Source organism: Butyricimonas muris (genome assembly GCF_046365375.1).
Classification (GTDB): Bacteria; Bacteroidota; Bacteroidia; order Bacteroidales; family Marinifilaceae; genus Butyricimonas; species Butyricimonas muris.
In genome coordinates this window covers 78,968-94,066 of record NZ_JBKEIT010000011.1, presented here as the reverse complement: position 1 = coordinate 94,066, position 15,099 = coordinate 78,968, and the positions used below count along the sequence as shown (strand labels likewise).

The 15,099-nt window shown below is 46.3% G+C and carries 12 protein-coding genes; all 12 read left to right on the top strand.

Going from position 1 to position 15,099, the window contains the following annotated elements; all coding sequences use genetic code 11:
* The 12 genes from mraY to xseA all read left to right on the top strand — a co-directional run bounded on the left by mraY (position 1) and on the right by xseA (position 15,094).
* Positions 1 to 1,251, top strand: a complete 1,251-nt coding sequence (gene mraY / locus ACK8P8_RS17345; protein ID WP_099293263.1) for a phospho-N-acetylmuramoyl-pentapeptide-transferase — start codon at positions 1 to 3, stop codon at positions 1,249 to 1,251.
* A gap of 69 nt (positions 1,252 to 1,320) precedes the next feature.
* A complete protein-coding gene (gene murD / locus ACK8P8_RS17340; RefSeq protein WP_369858710.1) occupies positions 1,321 to 2,667 on the top strand; it encodes a UDP-N-acetylmuramoyl-L-alanine--D-glutamate ligase in 1,347 nt (448 codons plus the stop codon).
* Positions 2,668 to 2,698: 31 nt separating this feature from the next.
* Positions 2,699 to 3,898, top strand: coding sequence for an FtsW/RodA/SpoVE family cell cycle protein (locus ACK8P8_RS17335; RefSeq protein ID WP_186976552.1), 1,200 nt, complete (start codon positions 2,699 to 2,701; stop codon positions 3,896 to 3,898).
* A 14-nt stretch (positions 3,899 to 3,912) separates the two neighbouring features.
* Positions 3,913 to 5,028, top strand: coding sequence for an undecaprenyldiphospho-muramoylpentapeptide beta-N-acetylglucosaminyltransferase (murG, locus tag ACK8P8_RS17330; protein ID WP_369858709.1), 1,116 nt, complete (start codon positions 3,913 to 3,915; stop codon positions 5,026 to 5,028).
* 4 nt (positions 5,029 to 5,032) lie between these two features.
* Positions 5,033 to 6,400: a UDP-N-acetylmuramate--L-alanine ligase gene (murC, locus tag ACK8P8_RS17325; RefSeq protein ID WP_303179939.1), complete on the top strand. Its 1,368-nt coding sequence runs from the start codon at positions 5,033 to 5,035 to the stop codon at positions 6,398 to 6,400.
* 185 nt (positions 6,401 to 6,585) lie between these two features.
* Positions 6,586 to 7,242 (top strand): cell division protein FtsQ/DivIB, encoded by a 657-nt coding sequence (locus ACK8P8_RS17320; RefSeq protein WP_303179940.1) that lies wholly within the window; start codon positions 6,586 to 6,588, stop codon positions 7,240 to 7,242.
* A gap of 12 nt (positions 7,243 to 7,254) precedes the next feature.
* Positions 7,255 to 8,415, top strand: coding sequence for a cell division FtsA domain-containing protein (locus tag ACK8P8_RS17315; RefSeq protein ID WP_369858708.1), 1,161 nt, complete (start codon positions 7,255 to 7,257; stop codon positions 8,413 to 8,415).
* A gap of 20 nt (positions 8,416 to 8,435) precedes the next feature.
* A complete protein-coding gene (ftsZ, locus tag ACK8P8_RS17310) occupies positions 8,436 to 9,842 on the top strand; it encodes a cell division protein FtsZ (RefSeq protein ID WP_369858707.1) in 1,407 nt (468 codons plus the stop codon).
* A gap of 11 nt (positions 9,843 to 9,853) precedes the next feature.
* On the top strand, positions 9,854 to 11,041 hold the full coding sequence (gene ftsZ, locus ACK8P8_RS17305) for a cell division protein FtsZ (RefSeq protein ID WP_186976563.1): 1,188 nt from the start codon (positions 9,854 to 9,856) through the stop codon (positions 11,039 to 11,041).
* Positions 11,042 to 11,187: 146 nt separating this feature from the next.
* On the top strand, positions 11,188 to 13,026 hold the full coding sequence (locus ACK8P8_RS17300) for a DEAD/DEAH box helicase (RefSeq protein WP_303179942.1): 1,839 nt from the start codon (positions 11,188 to 11,190) through the stop codon (positions 13,024 to 13,026).
* Positions 13,027 to 13,098: 72 nt separating this feature from the next.
* The gene (gene yihA / locus ACK8P8_RS17295; protein ID WP_099293243.1) at positions 13,099 to 13,710 is read left to right on the top strand and encodes a ribosome biogenesis GTP-binding protein YihA/YsxC; all 612 of its coding nucleotides are present in this window, start codon (positions 13,099 to 13,101) and stop codon (positions 13,708 to 13,710) included.
* A gap of 76 nt (positions 13,711 to 13,786) precedes the next feature.
* Positions 13,787 to 15,094 (top strand): exodeoxyribonuclease VII large subunit, encoded by a 1,308-nt coding sequence (xseA, locus tag ACK8P8_RS17290; RefSeq protein WP_369858706.1) that lies wholly within the window; start codon positions 13,787 to 13,789, stop codon positions 15,092 to 15,094.
* Positions 15,095 to 15,099 lie beyond the last annotated feature (5 nt).

Below are 15,099 nucleotides of genomic sequence, written 5' to 3'. Positions count from 1 at the left end.
ATGTTTTACCACATTTTCGATTATTTAGAGCAGTTTGATTTTCCCGGGGCCGGAATGTTCCAGTATATCACATTCCGATCGGCTTGTGCCGTGATTTTGTCTTTGTTGATAGCCACGGTGGTTGGAAAGCGGATTATCCGTATTTTGCAGAAACAGCAGGTTGGAGAGGAGATTCGCGATCTCGGACTGGAAGGGCAGATGCAGAAGAAAGGAACCCCGACGATGGGAGGGATTATTATCCTGTTGGCGATATTAATACCCGTGATTTTGTTTGCGCGGTTGGATAACGTGTATATCCAATTGATGCTTGTGGCTACGGTGTGGCTCGGGTTGATAGGTTTTCTGGATGATTATATCAAAGTATTCAGAAAGCACAAGGAGGGATTGAAAGGACGTTTCAAGGTGATCGGGCAGGTCGGTTTGGGATTGATCGTGGGGGTGACCTTGTACGTGAGCGATGACGTGGTGATTCGCGAGAAAGCTATGTTGTCAGAAGTGGGTGTGGTGACAAGTACGGTAGATGAGGGATTCTCCGAGGAGAATAGTAAAACCTTGTTGACGAAAGACGTGAAATCGACCAGAACAACTATTCCATTCTTCAAGAATAACGAGTTCGATTACGCTTGGTTCGGGGCTCTTTTCGGGAAATATGCCGAACCGATCGGATGGATCGTGTTTATCTTGATCACGATATTTATCGTGACAGCCGTGTCGAACGGGGCAAACTTGACAGACGGGCTTGACGGGCTTGCGACGGGAACGTCCGCGATAGTCGGTGCCACGTTGGGGATACTGGCGTATGTTTCGGGTAACATGGTGTATGCCGATTACCTGAATATCATGTATATCCCACATTCCGGGGAACTGGTGGTATTTATTGCTGCCTTTATCGGTGCCACGATCGGATTCTTGTGGTACAATTCGTATCCGGCACAAGTCTTTATGGGCGACACGGGAAGTTTGTCATTGGGAGGTATTATCGCGGTATTCGCTATCATGATTCATAAAGAATTATTGATTCCGATCCTTTGTGGTATATTCCTCGTGGAGAATTTGTCGGTAGCCATGCAGGTAAGCTATTTCAAGTACACGAAGAGAAAGTTCGGAGAGGGACGGAGAATATTTCTGATGTCGCCTCTGCATCATCATTTTCAGAAGAAGGGTATTCCGGAGCCGAAGATCGTGACTCGTTTCTGGATTGTGGGAATAGCGTTAGCTGTGATAACAATAGTGACATTAAAGATTCGGTAAGTTTAATAATTTCGGATTTATGATTTTAGATTGAAGAATCGTAAATCATAAATCGTAAATCATAAATATATGAAACGCTTGGTTATTTTAGGGGGAGGAGAAAGCGGAGCGGGGGCTGCCCGGTTAGGGAAAAAGTTGGGATACGAGGTTTTCTTATCAGATAAAGGAAAATTGGCTGACAAGTACAAGGAAGTATTGGAAGAGTTGGGTGTAGAGTACGAGGAGGGGCAACATACCGAAACAAAGATATTTACTGCCGATATCGTGGTAAAGAGTCCGGGAATACCGGATAAATTACCGATGATAGTCGGTTTGCGGGAACGGGGGATCGAGGTGATTTCGGAAATCGAGTTTGCCGGACGGCACACGGATGCAAAAATGTATTGCATCACGGGAAGCAACGGAAAGACGACGACCACCTTGTTGTTGTATCATATATTGAAAGAAGCCGGGTATGACGTGGGGTTGGCAGGGAATGTCGGGAATAGTCTGGCGGCACAGGTGGCGGATAATCTGCATCGCGTGTACGTGGTGGAGTTGTCCAGTTTCCAGTTGGACGGGATGTTCCGCTTCCGGTGTGATACAGCGATATTGACGAATATTACTCCCGATCATTTAGACCGTTATGATTATAAGTTCGAGAACTATGCTCGTTCTAAATTCCGTATCTTGAATAACATGAGGGCGGAAGATTTGTTTATCTACGGGTATGACTGTGACGTGGTACGGGAATGTGTCGAACAGGAAAACATCGTACCGGAGGCAGCCGGGTTTACCTATTCGGCAGATAATCGTTTGAACGCGTATATGGACGGGAATACCGTGATTGCCCGATGGGGGGAACGGACTTTCCGCATTGACAAGAAAGAAATTACGATACAGGGACGGCATAACGTGTATAACGCGATGGCAGCTATATTGGCAGCCTTGAAGGCGGGTGTCAGTGATGCGAATTTGAGAAAGGGATTGACGACATTCCCGCAGGTGGAACACCGTTTGGAAACGGTTGAAGTCATCGAGGGGGTGACTTATATAAATGATTCGAAGGCAACGAACGTGGATTCGACATGGTACGCGTTGGATAGTATGCATGCCCCCGTGGTATGGATTGCCGGGGGAACGGATAAAGGAAATGATTATAGCGTGTTGTTTGACCTTGTACGGGAAAAAGTAAAATTATTAATCTGCATGGGGGTAGACAATAAGAAATTGATAGACTCCTTTTCTCCGATTTGTGAGGTGGTGGATACGCATAGCTTGGAGGATACCATGAAAGTGGCATCAATCCGTGCCGTGAGTGGCGATGTCGTGTTACTTTCTCCTTGTTGTGCTAGTTTTGATTTATTCAAGAATTACGAGAACCGGGGGGAACTGTTTAAAGAAAAAGTGAGAGAACTCAAGGAGTTCTGTGATTGAAGAAGTTGTGAATCATAAATCGTAAATTGTAATGGGCAGGATAATTAACAAGCTGAGTTTGAAGGGCGACAGGATATTGGGAATCGTGGTTATAGCTTTAATGCTGATCTCGTTATTGGTCGTGTATTCTTCCACGGGAAGTCTGGCTTTCCGTGTGCGCGGGGGAGATACCAGCTTTTACCTGTTAAAACAGCTTTTCTTGTTGGTGGGCTGTTATGGGGTTATCTTGCTCACACAATCTTGCCATTATAAATATTTATTGTCTTTTGCCACGTTTATTCTATTGGCTTCTTTTGGTTTTCTGGTATTGGCAAAAGTAATGGGAGCCACGTTGAACGACACGGAGCGGTGGATAAAGATATTCGGAATTTCATTCCAGCCGTCGGAGTTTGCGAAATTAGCGGTAATCATATTTTGTGCCCGTGCAATCGCGTTTGAACAGACCGAAAAAGGATGCGATGACAATGTGTTATTGCGGATGTTGTGGGTAGTCCCGATACTTTTCTTGATTTTTATGGAGAACTTTTCTACTTCGGCATTGTTGGGAGGAGTCTGTTTGTTTATGCTATTCGTGGGACGGTTGAGTTTGAAGACATTCAGTAAGATTATCGGGGGACTTGTATTGCTTGTCGTATTGCTTGTGGCGGCACTTTTTATTGTGCCGGAGAAACAATTGGGCAAGGTCGGGCGTCTGTTGACGGTGAAAAGCCGATTGGAGGCATTTTTTGTTCCCTCGAAAGCGAATAAAGATGATTCTTACCAATCGGATCAAGCGAAAATAGCCGTGGCACGAGGCGGATTGTTCAAGGTGGCTCCGGGAACCAGTGTACAGCGTAATTTTCTGCCGCATCCCTATTCTGATTTTATTTTCGCGATAATTGTAGAAGAATACGGATTGGGGGGGGCCGGGGTGGTTATGCTATTATACTTGATCATACTCTATCGTGTGGGGGTGATCGTGCGACGATGCACGAGAATGTTCCCGGCAATGCTGGTGACCGGGTTGGGTTTGTGTATTGTGTTGCAGGCCTTAATAAACATGGGGGTTTGCGTGGGCTTGTTCCCCGTGACCGGACAGCCTTTGCCGCTGGTAAGTATGGGGGGAACTTCCCTGTTATTCACGAGTGCGGCATTCGGGATGATATTGAGTGTCAGTCATACCTTCTCTGAAGAGGGGGAGCGGGAAGCGAAAGAGAAGCTGAAAGTGGCAACGACGGAAGAAGAAATATAAAGAAATAGAATACTATGAAAAAGGTGATTATCAGCGGAGGAGGAACAGGAGGGCATATATTCCCGGCACTCTCGATAGCAAATGCTTTAAAGCGTTTGGATAAAGATGTTGATATTCTGTTCGTGGGGGCAGAGGGTAAGATGGAGATGGAGAAAGTACCTGAGGCGGGATACCGAATCGTGGGTTTGCCTGTTCGCGGGTTGCAACGAAAATTGACGTTGAATAACTTGAAAGTGGCGTGGAACCTTTGGCGAAGTCTGCGGAAAGCCAAACGAATCGTGAAAGAGTTCAAGCCGGATGTCGTGGTAGGAGTCGGGGGATACGCCAGTGGTCCTATCGGTCGGGTGGCGGCGAACGCGGGAGTACCTTTGGTATTGCAGGAACAAAACTCTTATGCCGGGGTGACCAATAAACTATTGGCGAAGAAAGCCGAGAAGATTTGTGTGGCTTACGAGGGGATGGAACGTTTTTTCCCGAAAGAGAAAATTATATTCACGGGTAATCCCGTGCGGAAGGATTTGTTGAATGCTTTGGGAGAACGGGAAGAAGGTATTGTTTTTTACGGTTTGAACCCGAAGAAAAAGACTGTGCTTGTAACCGGGGGTAGTCTTGGTGCTGGATCGATTAATAAGGCTATGGTGCGATGGTTGGAACGTATTGCCGGATGGGAAGACGTGCAGGTAATCTGGCAGTGCGGTAGTTATTACCACAAGCAACTGGAAGCGGAGTTGAAAGATCGTTTGCCGGAGAACGTGAAGTTTATGCCTTTCTTGAAACGTATGGATTTGGCGTATGCTTGCGCTGATCTTGTGGTGGCAAGAGCGGGAGCCGGAACGATTTCAGAATTGTGTTTGCTGGGAAAAGCTGTTGTTCTGGTGCCTTCGCCGAACGTGGCGGAAGATCACCAAACCAAGAATGCGATGGCTCTGGTCCATAAACAAGCTGCCGTTATGGTAAAAGATAACGAGGTCGTCGAACGTCTGGGTGATGTGATGGAAGATTTATTAAAGAACGATACCGAACGCAAAGTTTTGTCCGATCATATCTTGGCGTTAGCAATGAAAGATTCGGATGAGATTATCGCGAACGAAATCTTGAAGATTATAAATAGTGGGCAAGCTAAAATCTAAAATTATGGATATTGATAATGTAAAAGCAATATATTTTGTGGGAATCGGGGGGATAGGTATGAGTGCCTTGGCGCGTTATTTCAAGATTATGGGATATCACGTGGCCGGGTACGATAAGACAGAATCACCTTTGACGAGAAAGATGACCGATGAGGAGGAATTTGATATCACGTACGAGGATGATGAGGCAAGAATCGGGGAGGTATTTCGGGATAAGACGCACACGCTTGTGGTGTACACGCCTGCCGTGCCGAAAGAGAACCGAATATTGAGTTTCTTCCGGGATAATGGCTACGCTTTGCACAAACGTGCGGAGGTGTTGGGGTTTCTTTCCCGAAGCAAAAAAGCTCTTTGTATAGCGGGGACGCACGGGAAAACGACGACGACGACGATGTTGGCGTTTTTGCTGAAAAATTCACATGTCGGATGTAGTGCTTTTTTAGGGGGAATATCTTCTAATTATGGAACGAACTTGTTGATTGACAAGGAATCGGATTACGTGGTGATCGAGGCGGACGAGTATGATCGGTCGTTTTTGCATCTGCATCCGGAAATAGCGGTGATTACAGCCATGGATGCCGATCATCTGGATATATACGGGACTCACGAGGAATTGTTGAAAGCCTTCGAGGAGTTTGCCTTACAAACTCGGGGGCAACTTTTCTTGAGAAAAGGTTTGGAATTGAAAAGGCGGGAAATTACCGGACACTACGCGGCAGGAGAGAAAACGGATTATTATGCCGACCGTTTACGGGTAGATAACGGTAGTTTTTTATTTGATTATATCGGGAAAGATATCGAAATTCGGGATTTGCGATTGTGTTTCCCGGGACGTGTGAACGTGGAGAACGCTACGGCGGCAATCACTGTGGCTTTGCATGCGGGGGTGACTGCCGAGGAAATTCGGGATGCTTTACCTTTGTTCAAAGGAGTGTCAAGACGATTTGATATACACGCGAAAACGGATCGAGTTCTGTACATGGATGATTATGCCCATCACCCGCGGGAGATTGAGGCATCGCTTTCGTCTGTACGGGAGATGTGGCCGGAGAAGAAGTTGATTGTTGCTTTTCAGCCTCACCTGTATTCGCGGACGAACGATTTCTATCCGGATTTCGCGAAGAGTTTGAGTCTGGCGGATTTAGTGATATTGTTGGATATATATCCGGCACGGGAACAACCTATACCGGGGGTAACTTCGGCTCTGATAGCCGATCGTTTGTCCGTGCCTTGTGTTCGGGTGACGAAAGAAGACTTTCCGGCATACGTGAGAGAACACGTGACGGACGGACTCTTCGTGACCATGGGAGCCGGGGATATAGACCGCTTTATTCCGGTATTTACTGATATGTTTAATACAGCAAATCATTGATTTGCTGTTGCAAGTTGAGTCTGTGGCTCTGCAAGTTGCAGGTTACAGGTTTGATTTGCGGAATGAGAATAATAACTTGTAACTTGCAACCTGTAACTTGTAACTGAAATTATTGAATGAAACGCGTACTACCATACATATTATCTTGCATTTTGCTTGTTTACCTGATAATTGTGCTTACCTTTGTGGCGACAAAATTGGGGGAGGTAACATGTAGAGGGGTGCGGATTGCTGTCAAGAATACGGATGTTAATATGTTCGTGGACGAGGAGGATATCATGAAAGCGATAAAGAAGGGGTATGGGGACATAACGAACAAAAGTATTATGGCAGTAAATAAAGATAGTTTGGAAAGGATACTTGTCAAAAATCCGATGATAAAATCGGCTCAGGTTTACTACAGTTTAGACGGCTATATCCATGTGAGTATCAAGCAACGTGAACCTGTTTTGAGAGTAATGACGGGTGAGGGTTACTACGTTGATAGTGACGGGAAAGTAATGCCGTTGTCTTCTAAGTTTACTTCCAGGGTTGTTGTTGCAACCGGTGATATTAGTAAGAAATACGCGTGCGAGAAGTTAGCTCCGTTCGTGATGTCCTTGAGGGACGATTCGTTTTTGGATGCCTACATCGAGCAATTGATCGTGAGATCGAACGAGGATATTGTGATGATTCCCAAAGTAGGTGATTTCAGAATCATACTCGGTAAGGTCGAAAATAGCCGGGAGCGCTTGGATAAACTGATATTGTTCTTGAAGAACGGTATCGCCAAAAAAGGTTGGAATCATTACAAGGAAGTCAATTTAAAATTTGATAACCAAGTAGTTTGTGTTAGAAAATAAAAAATAGATATTATGGGATTTGTAGCTTCTTTAGATATGGGCTCTGAAAAAATGGTAATGGCTCTCGGGGAAACATCCGGGGGAGAATGCCGTTTGGTCGGAATAGAGAGTGTTGCTTCTCAAGGTATCCACCGGGGAATGGTGGTCGATAGGCTTCGGGTGAAGTCTTGTGTACAACGTTTACTTGATAAATTCAAGCAGGAACACGAGATGCATATCGATGCGTTGAATATCGCCTTGGCGGGGGAATGGGTGCAACAGGTAGAGGATCGGGAAGTGTCAAAATTCTCTCGGATGAGAAGAATAGAAGAGAGTGATTTACTGGAGCTGGAAAAGAAATGCCGCGGTAATGTCAATTTGGATATGGAAGAGATCGTGGACGTGGTACCCTTCGGTTATTGGTTGGACGGGGAGGCGGAGAGTGAGCCGATCGGTTGTGAAGCGAGGCGGTTGGAGATAGATTTTCATGTTTACGTGGCGAGAAAGCGTATGTTGGAAGGATTACGCCAAGCATTGAACGAGTCCGGGATAGAGAAAATTAATTTTTACTCGGCGGTGACTGCAGCCCAGAAAGCACTGGTAGTACGGGGGCGGAAAGGCGCGAGAGATTTCGCCTTGATCGATCTGGGTGCTGAAAGCGTGAAAATACACGTGTTCCGGGATGGAATGATCGCGTACGACGAAGTATTGCCATTGGGGTGCAATACCGTGGAGCGGGATATAAATACGGCTTTTTCAATCGAGAGCATGGCGAGTGCCAAGAAATTGAAACACGAATACGGAATGGCATTACAAGCCGAGTGTAAAAGTCGTAAGATAATGATACCGGACACAAAATATTGTATTGATTTGCAGGATATGGTACACGTGGAGCAATGCCGTTTGGAGGAGTTGTTGGAAGGGGCGATCTGGCAGATATTGAAAAGCGGTTATTACAAGGAATTGGAAGACGGTATATTGTTGACAGGAGGAGGTAGTCGGGTGCAAGGAATTGATACTCTGTTGAATCGTTTGTCAAAACATCCGATAAGTATGGCAAGCGTGGTGACGGTAAAATCTGCCAAAGAAACACCCTTGAAAGCACCGGAGAATCTGACAGTTCTGGGGTTGTTGCGTTGCGAACGCAAGGAAACGAAGAAAAGAGGTTGGTTTGATAGTTTTTTTAAAGAATAATGATATAACACGTTTCAGCTATGTGGAATGAAGATGCGTTATTGGATTTGAGGATTCCGGAGCAGGATGAGTCGATTATCAAAGTAATCGGTGTCGGGGGAGGCGGAAGCAATGCCGTCAATCACATGTGCCGACAGGGTATCCGGGGGGTGGAGTTCGTCGTGTGCAACACGGATATACAAGCTCTGCGGATCAGTCCTGTGAAGAACAGAATACAGATCGGAAAGGAACTTACTGAGGGACGTGGAGCGGGCAGTTTGCCGGAACGCGGTAAACAGTCGGCGATAGAGAGTCTGGATTATATCAAGACCATACTCGAACGGAACACGAAAATGGTATTCATCACGGCAGGTATGGGGGGAGGAACCGGAACGGGGGCAGCCCCGGTGATAGCCAAACAGGCTAGAGAGTTGGGGATACTGACGATAGGTATCGTGACCATTCCTTTTAGTTTCGAGGGACGCAGGCGTGTGGAACAAGCCATGGAAGGAGTTGACGAACTGTCGGAATACGTGGATGCCTTGTTAATCATCTGTAACGAGAAATTACGGGATATGTACGGTAACTTGAAGCTGTCAAAGGCTTTCGAGATGGCGGATAACGTGTTGACCATAGCGGCAAAGAGTATCGCGGAGATCATTACCTTGAAAGGGTTCGTGAACGTCGACTTTGCAGACGTGGAAGTCGTGATGCGGAATAGCGGGGTGGCGCTGATGGGAGCCGGGGAATCGGCAGGAGAGAATCGTGCCATGGAAGCCGTGCAGATGGCTTTGGAATCCCCTCTGCTGAATAGTAACGATATCCGGGGAGCTTCCAATATATTGCTGAATATGTTGTACGGCTCGAAAGAAATCACGATGGACGAGATCACGTTAATCACCGATTACGTGAAAGAACTGGTCGGACGGGATGTAGATGTCATCTGGGGAGCAGGGAAAGACGAGTCGTTGAACGAGGAGCTGCACGTGGCGGTTATCGCTACCGGGTTTAATAATTCTCCGGTAGACACTCGACGGAAGGCGCCTACATTCAAGGTGGAACGGGTAGATGATCTGGAGATGAAATTGGAGAGCGCGAAAGAGGTCGAGGAAGAACAACGTCGCCGGAAACAACAGGCGGAAGAAAATCGTCGCATGCGTCGGGAGCAGGAAGACCAACAACGTCGTGCCGCACGAGAGCGAGAGGAACGGGAGCGAAAGACGTGGCGGGATGATGAAGAGATGAGGGAATTTGAAGATGCGGATGATGAACCGTTGTTCAAACGGAAACGGAATATACGTGAGCATAACGAGGAATATGACCGGGAGTTCGAGCGGGAGAGAGGACGCAAGAGAGGATTGAACGAGGTGCCCGATGTGGATAGCTGGTTCAAGCGTAAGTTAGGAAATATGTTCAATGAAGATATGAGCAGGGATTCTGAAATGTAAAATGTATTGTCATGGTAGATGGATTGATCAATTTTAATCAGTACGAGATAACGACACCAATTATTAAAGTGATCGGTGTCGGGGGAGGTGGCGGTAATGCCGTCGAATACATGTACCGGCAAGGAATATGTGATGTGGACTTCGTGCTTTGTAACACGGATTCGCAGGCATTGAACCAGAGCCCGATAAAAACTCGCATTCAATTGGGAACCGGACTGGGTGCGGGCAACCGTGCGGAAGTCGGTGAAGCGGCAGCTCTCGAAAGTGTGGATGAAATTCGGGGATTGTTGAGCGTGAACACGAAAATGGTATTCATCACGGCAGCCATGGGAGGCGGAACCGGAACGGGAGCTGCTCCCGTGATAGCCAAACTTGCCAAGGAAATGGGTATCCTGACGGTAGGGATCGTGACGATACCGGCACGTTTCGAGGGACCGAAACGGTTGGAACAAGCCCGTGTCGGGGTGAGTAAAATGAAAGATTACGTGGATTCTCTTATCATTATCGATAACGAGAAAATACAGAGAATATACGGACCGCAACCTTTGTCCTGTGCTTTTGGCAAGGCGAACGATGTATTGAATATCGCGGCAAAAGGTATTGCCGAGATTATTACTTTGCCGGGATACATTAACGTGGACTTTGCTGATGTGCGTACCGTGATGACCGATAGCGGTATCGCTATCATGGGGGCGGCGCAGGCAGCTGGAGAAGAACGGGCGCACCGGGTTATAGCGGATGCTTTGAATAGCCCCTTGCTGAACAAGAATGATTTGGCAGGAGCAAAGGATATATTGTTGAACATCACGTCGGGTACGGACGAGATCACGATGGACGAGATGAACGAGATCACTTCGTATGTCATACGGGAGGTCGGGGACAATGCCGCTATAATATGGGGTGTAGGAACCGACGAATCGTTAGGTGATGCCATATCCGTGACGATTATAGCCACGGGATTCCCCATGGACGACGTGGATACGATACCGATTCCCGGTCCGAAGAATGCGGTGGCGACAGAGGAAGTGACGGAACCCGGCAGGAAAAAAGAATTGGAGAAAGGAGCGATCAATTACGTGGAGGAACTGCTAAAAGAAACAGACGTGGTGCTTCGGGCTGATTTGTCGCGGGAACAGATAAAAGAATTAGAGGAAACTCCGGCCTATACGCGGAGACATATTAAAATAGACAGAACCTAGCGATTTCGGATTTTACGATTTTAGATTTTAGATTGGAAACCACACGATGGTTTCAGTGAAAATTGAAGAAGCTTTGGAAAAGTTGCCCGTCAACTTTTAATTGTAATCGAAAATCGAGAATCGAGAGGGTAAATTAAAACAGTTTAATGGAAAAATTTAGAGAATTAGGAGTAAGCGAGGAGATGCTTAAAGGAATCGCGGATTTAGGGTTTGAAACACCGAGTCCGGTACAGGAAAAAGCAATCCCCGTTATTTTAGGAGAAGAGAACGATTTAGTAGTATTGGCTCAGACCGGGACGGGAAAAACGGCCGCATTCGGGTTGCCGCTGTTACAGAAAATTGAGCCGGAGTGGAATAATGTTCAAGTCTTGATTTTAAGCCCCACGCGTGAATTGTGCGTGCAGATTGGGAATGATTTGAAAAACTACTCCAAGTATCGTAAAGATATCCGTGTGACGTGTGTGTATGGAGGTACGGATATTAAAAGACAAATCAAAGATTTGCAGAGAGGTGTACACGTGGTCGTGGCTACACCGGGGCGTTTGGTCGATTTGCTGAATCGTAAGGCTATTAACATCGAGAGCGTGTTTGCCGTCGTGCTGGACGAGGCCGACGAAATGCTGAACATGGGATTCCAAGAAGATTTGGATTTTATCTTGAGTAATACGCCCAAGGAAAAGAACACGTATCTTTTCTCGGCAACCATGCCAAAAGAGGTGGAACGGATTGCCCGCAATTATCTGGTAAACCAACAGGAGATATCTGTCGGTAAAAAGAATCAGGGAGCCGACACCGTATCACATCAGTATTATATGGTGCGTGCCAAGGATTGTTACGAAACATTGCGTCGTATCATAGACTGTGCGCCGAGTATGTATGCCATTATCTTTACCCGCACGAAAAATGATGCGCAAGAAATTGCCAAGCACTTGCAACGGGACGGGATTGATTGCGATGCATTGCATGGTGATTTGAGTCAGGCACAACGCGACAGCGTGATGAATGCTTTCCGGGCAAAACGTTTGAAAGTGCTGGTAGCCACGGATGTGGCGGCACGCGGATTGGACGTGGATACATTGACACATGTGATCAACTATAATTTGCCGGAAGATGTAGAGAGTTATACACATCGTAGCGGTAGAACCGGGCGTGCCGGAAAAGAGGGAATTTCGATAGCGATCATCCACTCGAAAGAGAAAGGAAAATTGCGTCGGGTAGAGAATATGCTTAAAAAAGAATTTAAATACATGTCCGTGCCGGGTGGAGAAGAGATTTGTCGGGCACAGTTGGCGTTCTATGCCGATAAGATCCTTACTTCAGAGGAATACGAGGATATGGATGTGTATGCACAGGATGTATATGATAAATTTGCCGAATTTACGAAAGAAGAATTACTCCGCCATCTGGTGTCTTACGAGTTCGGACGGTTGTTGCAGAAATACAAGAATACCAATGATCTGAATATTGAGGATGATGATCGCGGAGGACGTTCGGAAAGAGGAGAGCGCCGTGATCGTAGAGGACGTGACGGGGATACCGTGTACAGTACTTTCACGTTGAATGTCGGTCGGGAAGACGGTTTGACTCCGAAAGATCTGATGTCCTTGATTAACAAATATTCCCGTCGTCGGGGTATCGGTGTCGGAGGAATCCGCATTTTCGATACGGACACGAAGTTCGAGATTGATGAGGAAAGTGCATCTGATTTTGAAGTTGATTTCAGTAAGGTGCTTTTCAACGGAATACCATTGGAAATCAAGGCTATTCCTACCCGTGACCGCGGACGTCGTCGGGATGATCGGGGTAGAGGTAATTTCTCCGGTAGAAGAGATCGGCGTTCCAATGACCGTGGCGGTGATTCTCGTGACCGTGGCGGACGCCGTGAAGACCGCGGCGGAAGCGGTAACGGCGGAAAACGTAGAGGCAGACCGGGAAGTGACCCGAAAAAGCCTAGAAATTTCAACAGATCTTCTTCTCGGAGCTAAATAATTTGTAAATTTGAAGATGTAGAGACATAAACTACATCTTCAATTTTCTTCATTTTTAAATAAGACATTATGGAAGTTTACAGTGCAAAATTTGTGACAAGTAACACGGATGTGAGTAAATGTCCGGAACCTGACAGACACGAGTACGCGTTTATCGGGCGATCAAACGTGGGAAAATCCTCGTTGATTAATATGCTGACGAACCACAGTAAACTGGCCAAAACATCCGCCAGTCCCGGAAAGACACAGTTAATAAACCATTTTTTGATTGATGACAAATGGTATTTGGTCGATTTACCGGGATACGGGTATGCCCGTACATCAAAAACACAAAGATCGCAATTTAGTGCCATGATCAAGAATTATATTTTGAAACGGGAAAATATGGTTTGTCTATTCGTGTTGATAGACAGCCGCCATGAACCGTTAAAAATCGATTTGGAATTTATGGAATGGTTGGGAGAAAACGGAGTACCTTTCGTGATGGTATTCACGAAAGCAGACAAATTATCCACCACGGAACGTATGAATTGCATCGCCAAATATCACGAGGGGATGAAGGACACGTGGGAGAGTATGCCGATAACCTTTATGACTTCTGCCGAAACCAAGTTGGGACGGGTAGAATTGTTATCTTATATTGATGAGCTGAATCAATTGGAGCTGGAACCAATGGAGTGAGATTTAATTTAGAAGAAAAGAAGCGTAAATAAGCGGGTAGAAATCTAAAATCGACAATCTAAAATCTAAAATTTCAATGACTCCTATCGGTTTATATCAATTAAACAGTCTGGTGAAACAAGAGTTGAAAAACCGTTTCCCGGATACTTTCTTGGTGATTGCCGAGATCGCGGACGTGAAAGAAAACCGTTCGGGGCATTGTTACCTAGAACTCGTGGAGAAGCGGGTGGGGGATGATGCCGTTATTGCCACGGCAAGAGCAACGATATGGGCTTTCACCTATCGGATGTTGAAACCGTATTTTGAAACAACGACAGGCAAATCCCTGCAAAGAGGGATAAAAGTCCTTGTCAGCGTGGAGATCGTTTTTCACGAGCTGTACGGCTATTCACTGAATATAAAAAATATTGATCCTACTTTCACGGTAGGTGATTTGGAGCGTAAGCGAAAAGAAATTATCGACCGCTTGACACAAGAGGGAGTGATTGACATGAATCGGGAGTTGGAGTTACCCATGCTTCCGAAAACGATAGCCGTGATATCCTCTCCGACAGCGGCGGGGTACGGGGATTTCACGGATCAATTGCATCGGAACGTGTACGGTTACGCCTTTCATACCAAGTTATTCCCTGCCGTTATGCAAGGGGAGAAAACAACGGAATCGGTGATTGCCGCTCTGGAAAGGATATACGAGTACGAGTCGCTTTTCGACGTGGTGGTTATTATTCGCGGTGGTGGTTCTCAAACGGATTTGGGAAGTTTTGATTCGTATGACTTGGCGGCAAATGTAGCACAATTCCCGATTCCTGTTCTCGCGGGCATCGGGCATGAACGGGATGAAACTATCGTTGATCGGGTGGCGTACCGTAGTGTAAAGACTCCCACGGCGGCAGCAGCATTCCTGATCGAACGATTCAATGAAGCGGAGGGACGCTTGGAAATAGCCAAAGAGAGTTTGATGCGGGGAGCTAAACGATTGTTGCAGGACGAGAAAACCCGGCAAGTGGTAAAGATTACCGAATTAAAACAGTTCACCCGTTTATTTTTGGAGGGACAGGAAAACCGTTTGATTCTGGGCTCCCGACGTGCCAATCATGCCTCGGAATTGTTTCTGGGGAATCAAATGAATTATTTGGAACGGTTGAAAACACAATTCGGGGTGAAAGTCGCGGAGATACTGACAGCAAACCGTTATTTTCTGGAACTGGCGGAAACCAAGATGAAATACGCCGATCCGAAAAATATACTGGAGAAGGGATTCTCTATTACCCGTGTAAACGGGAAAGCCGTGCGGGACAGTGTTCTCGTGCGGGATGGAGATATTCTGGAAACGGAATTGTTTAAGGGTGTGATACGAAGTGAAGTTAAAGATATAGATAAATAAAGGAA

Excerpts from the sequence above, each read along its gene's own strand:
- ACK8P8_RS17300 (WP_303179942.1), top strand. The coding sequence starts at position 11,188 with ATGGAAAAATTTAGAGAATTAGGAGTAAGCGAGGAGATGCTTAAAGGA.
- xseA (WP_369858706.1), top strand. The coding sequence starts at position 13,787 with ATGACTCCTATCGGTTTATATCAATTAAACAGTCTGGTGAAACAAGAG.
- ftsZ (WP_186976563.1), top strand. The coding sequence starts at position 9,854 with ATGGTAGATGGATTGATCAATTTTAATCAGTACGAGATAACGACACCA.
- murC (WP_303179939.1), top strand. The coding sequence starts at position 5,033 with ATGGATATTGATAATGTAAAAGCAATATATTTTGTGGGAATCGGGGGG.
- yihA (WP_099293243.1), top strand. The coding sequence starts at position 13,099 with ATGGAAGTTTACAGTGCAAAATTTGTGACAAGTAACACGGATGTGAGT.
- murD (WP_369858710.1), top strand. The coding sequence starts at position 1,321 with ATGAAACGCTTGGTTATTTTAGGGGGAGGAGAAAGCGGAGCGGGGGCT.
- mraY (WP_099293263.1), top strand. The coding sequence starts at position 1 with ATGTTTTACCACATTTTCGATTATTTAGAGCAGTTTGATTTTCCCGGG.
- ACK8P8_RS17315 (WP_369858708.1), top strand. The coding sequence starts at position 7,255 with ATGGGATTTGTAGCTTCTTTAGATATGGGCTCTGAAAAAATGGTAATG.
- ftsZ (WP_369858707.1), top strand. The coding sequence starts at position 8,436 with ATGTGGAATGAAGATGCGTTATTGGATTTGAGGATTCCGGAGCAGGAT.
- murG (WP_369858709.1), top strand. The coding sequence starts at position 3,913 with ATGAAAAAGGTGATTATCAGCGGAGGAGGAACAGGAGGGCATATATTC.
- ACK8P8_RS17335 (WP_186976552.1), top strand. The coding sequence starts at position 2,699 with ATGGGCAGGATAATTAACAAGCTGAGTTTGAAGGGCGACAGGATATTG.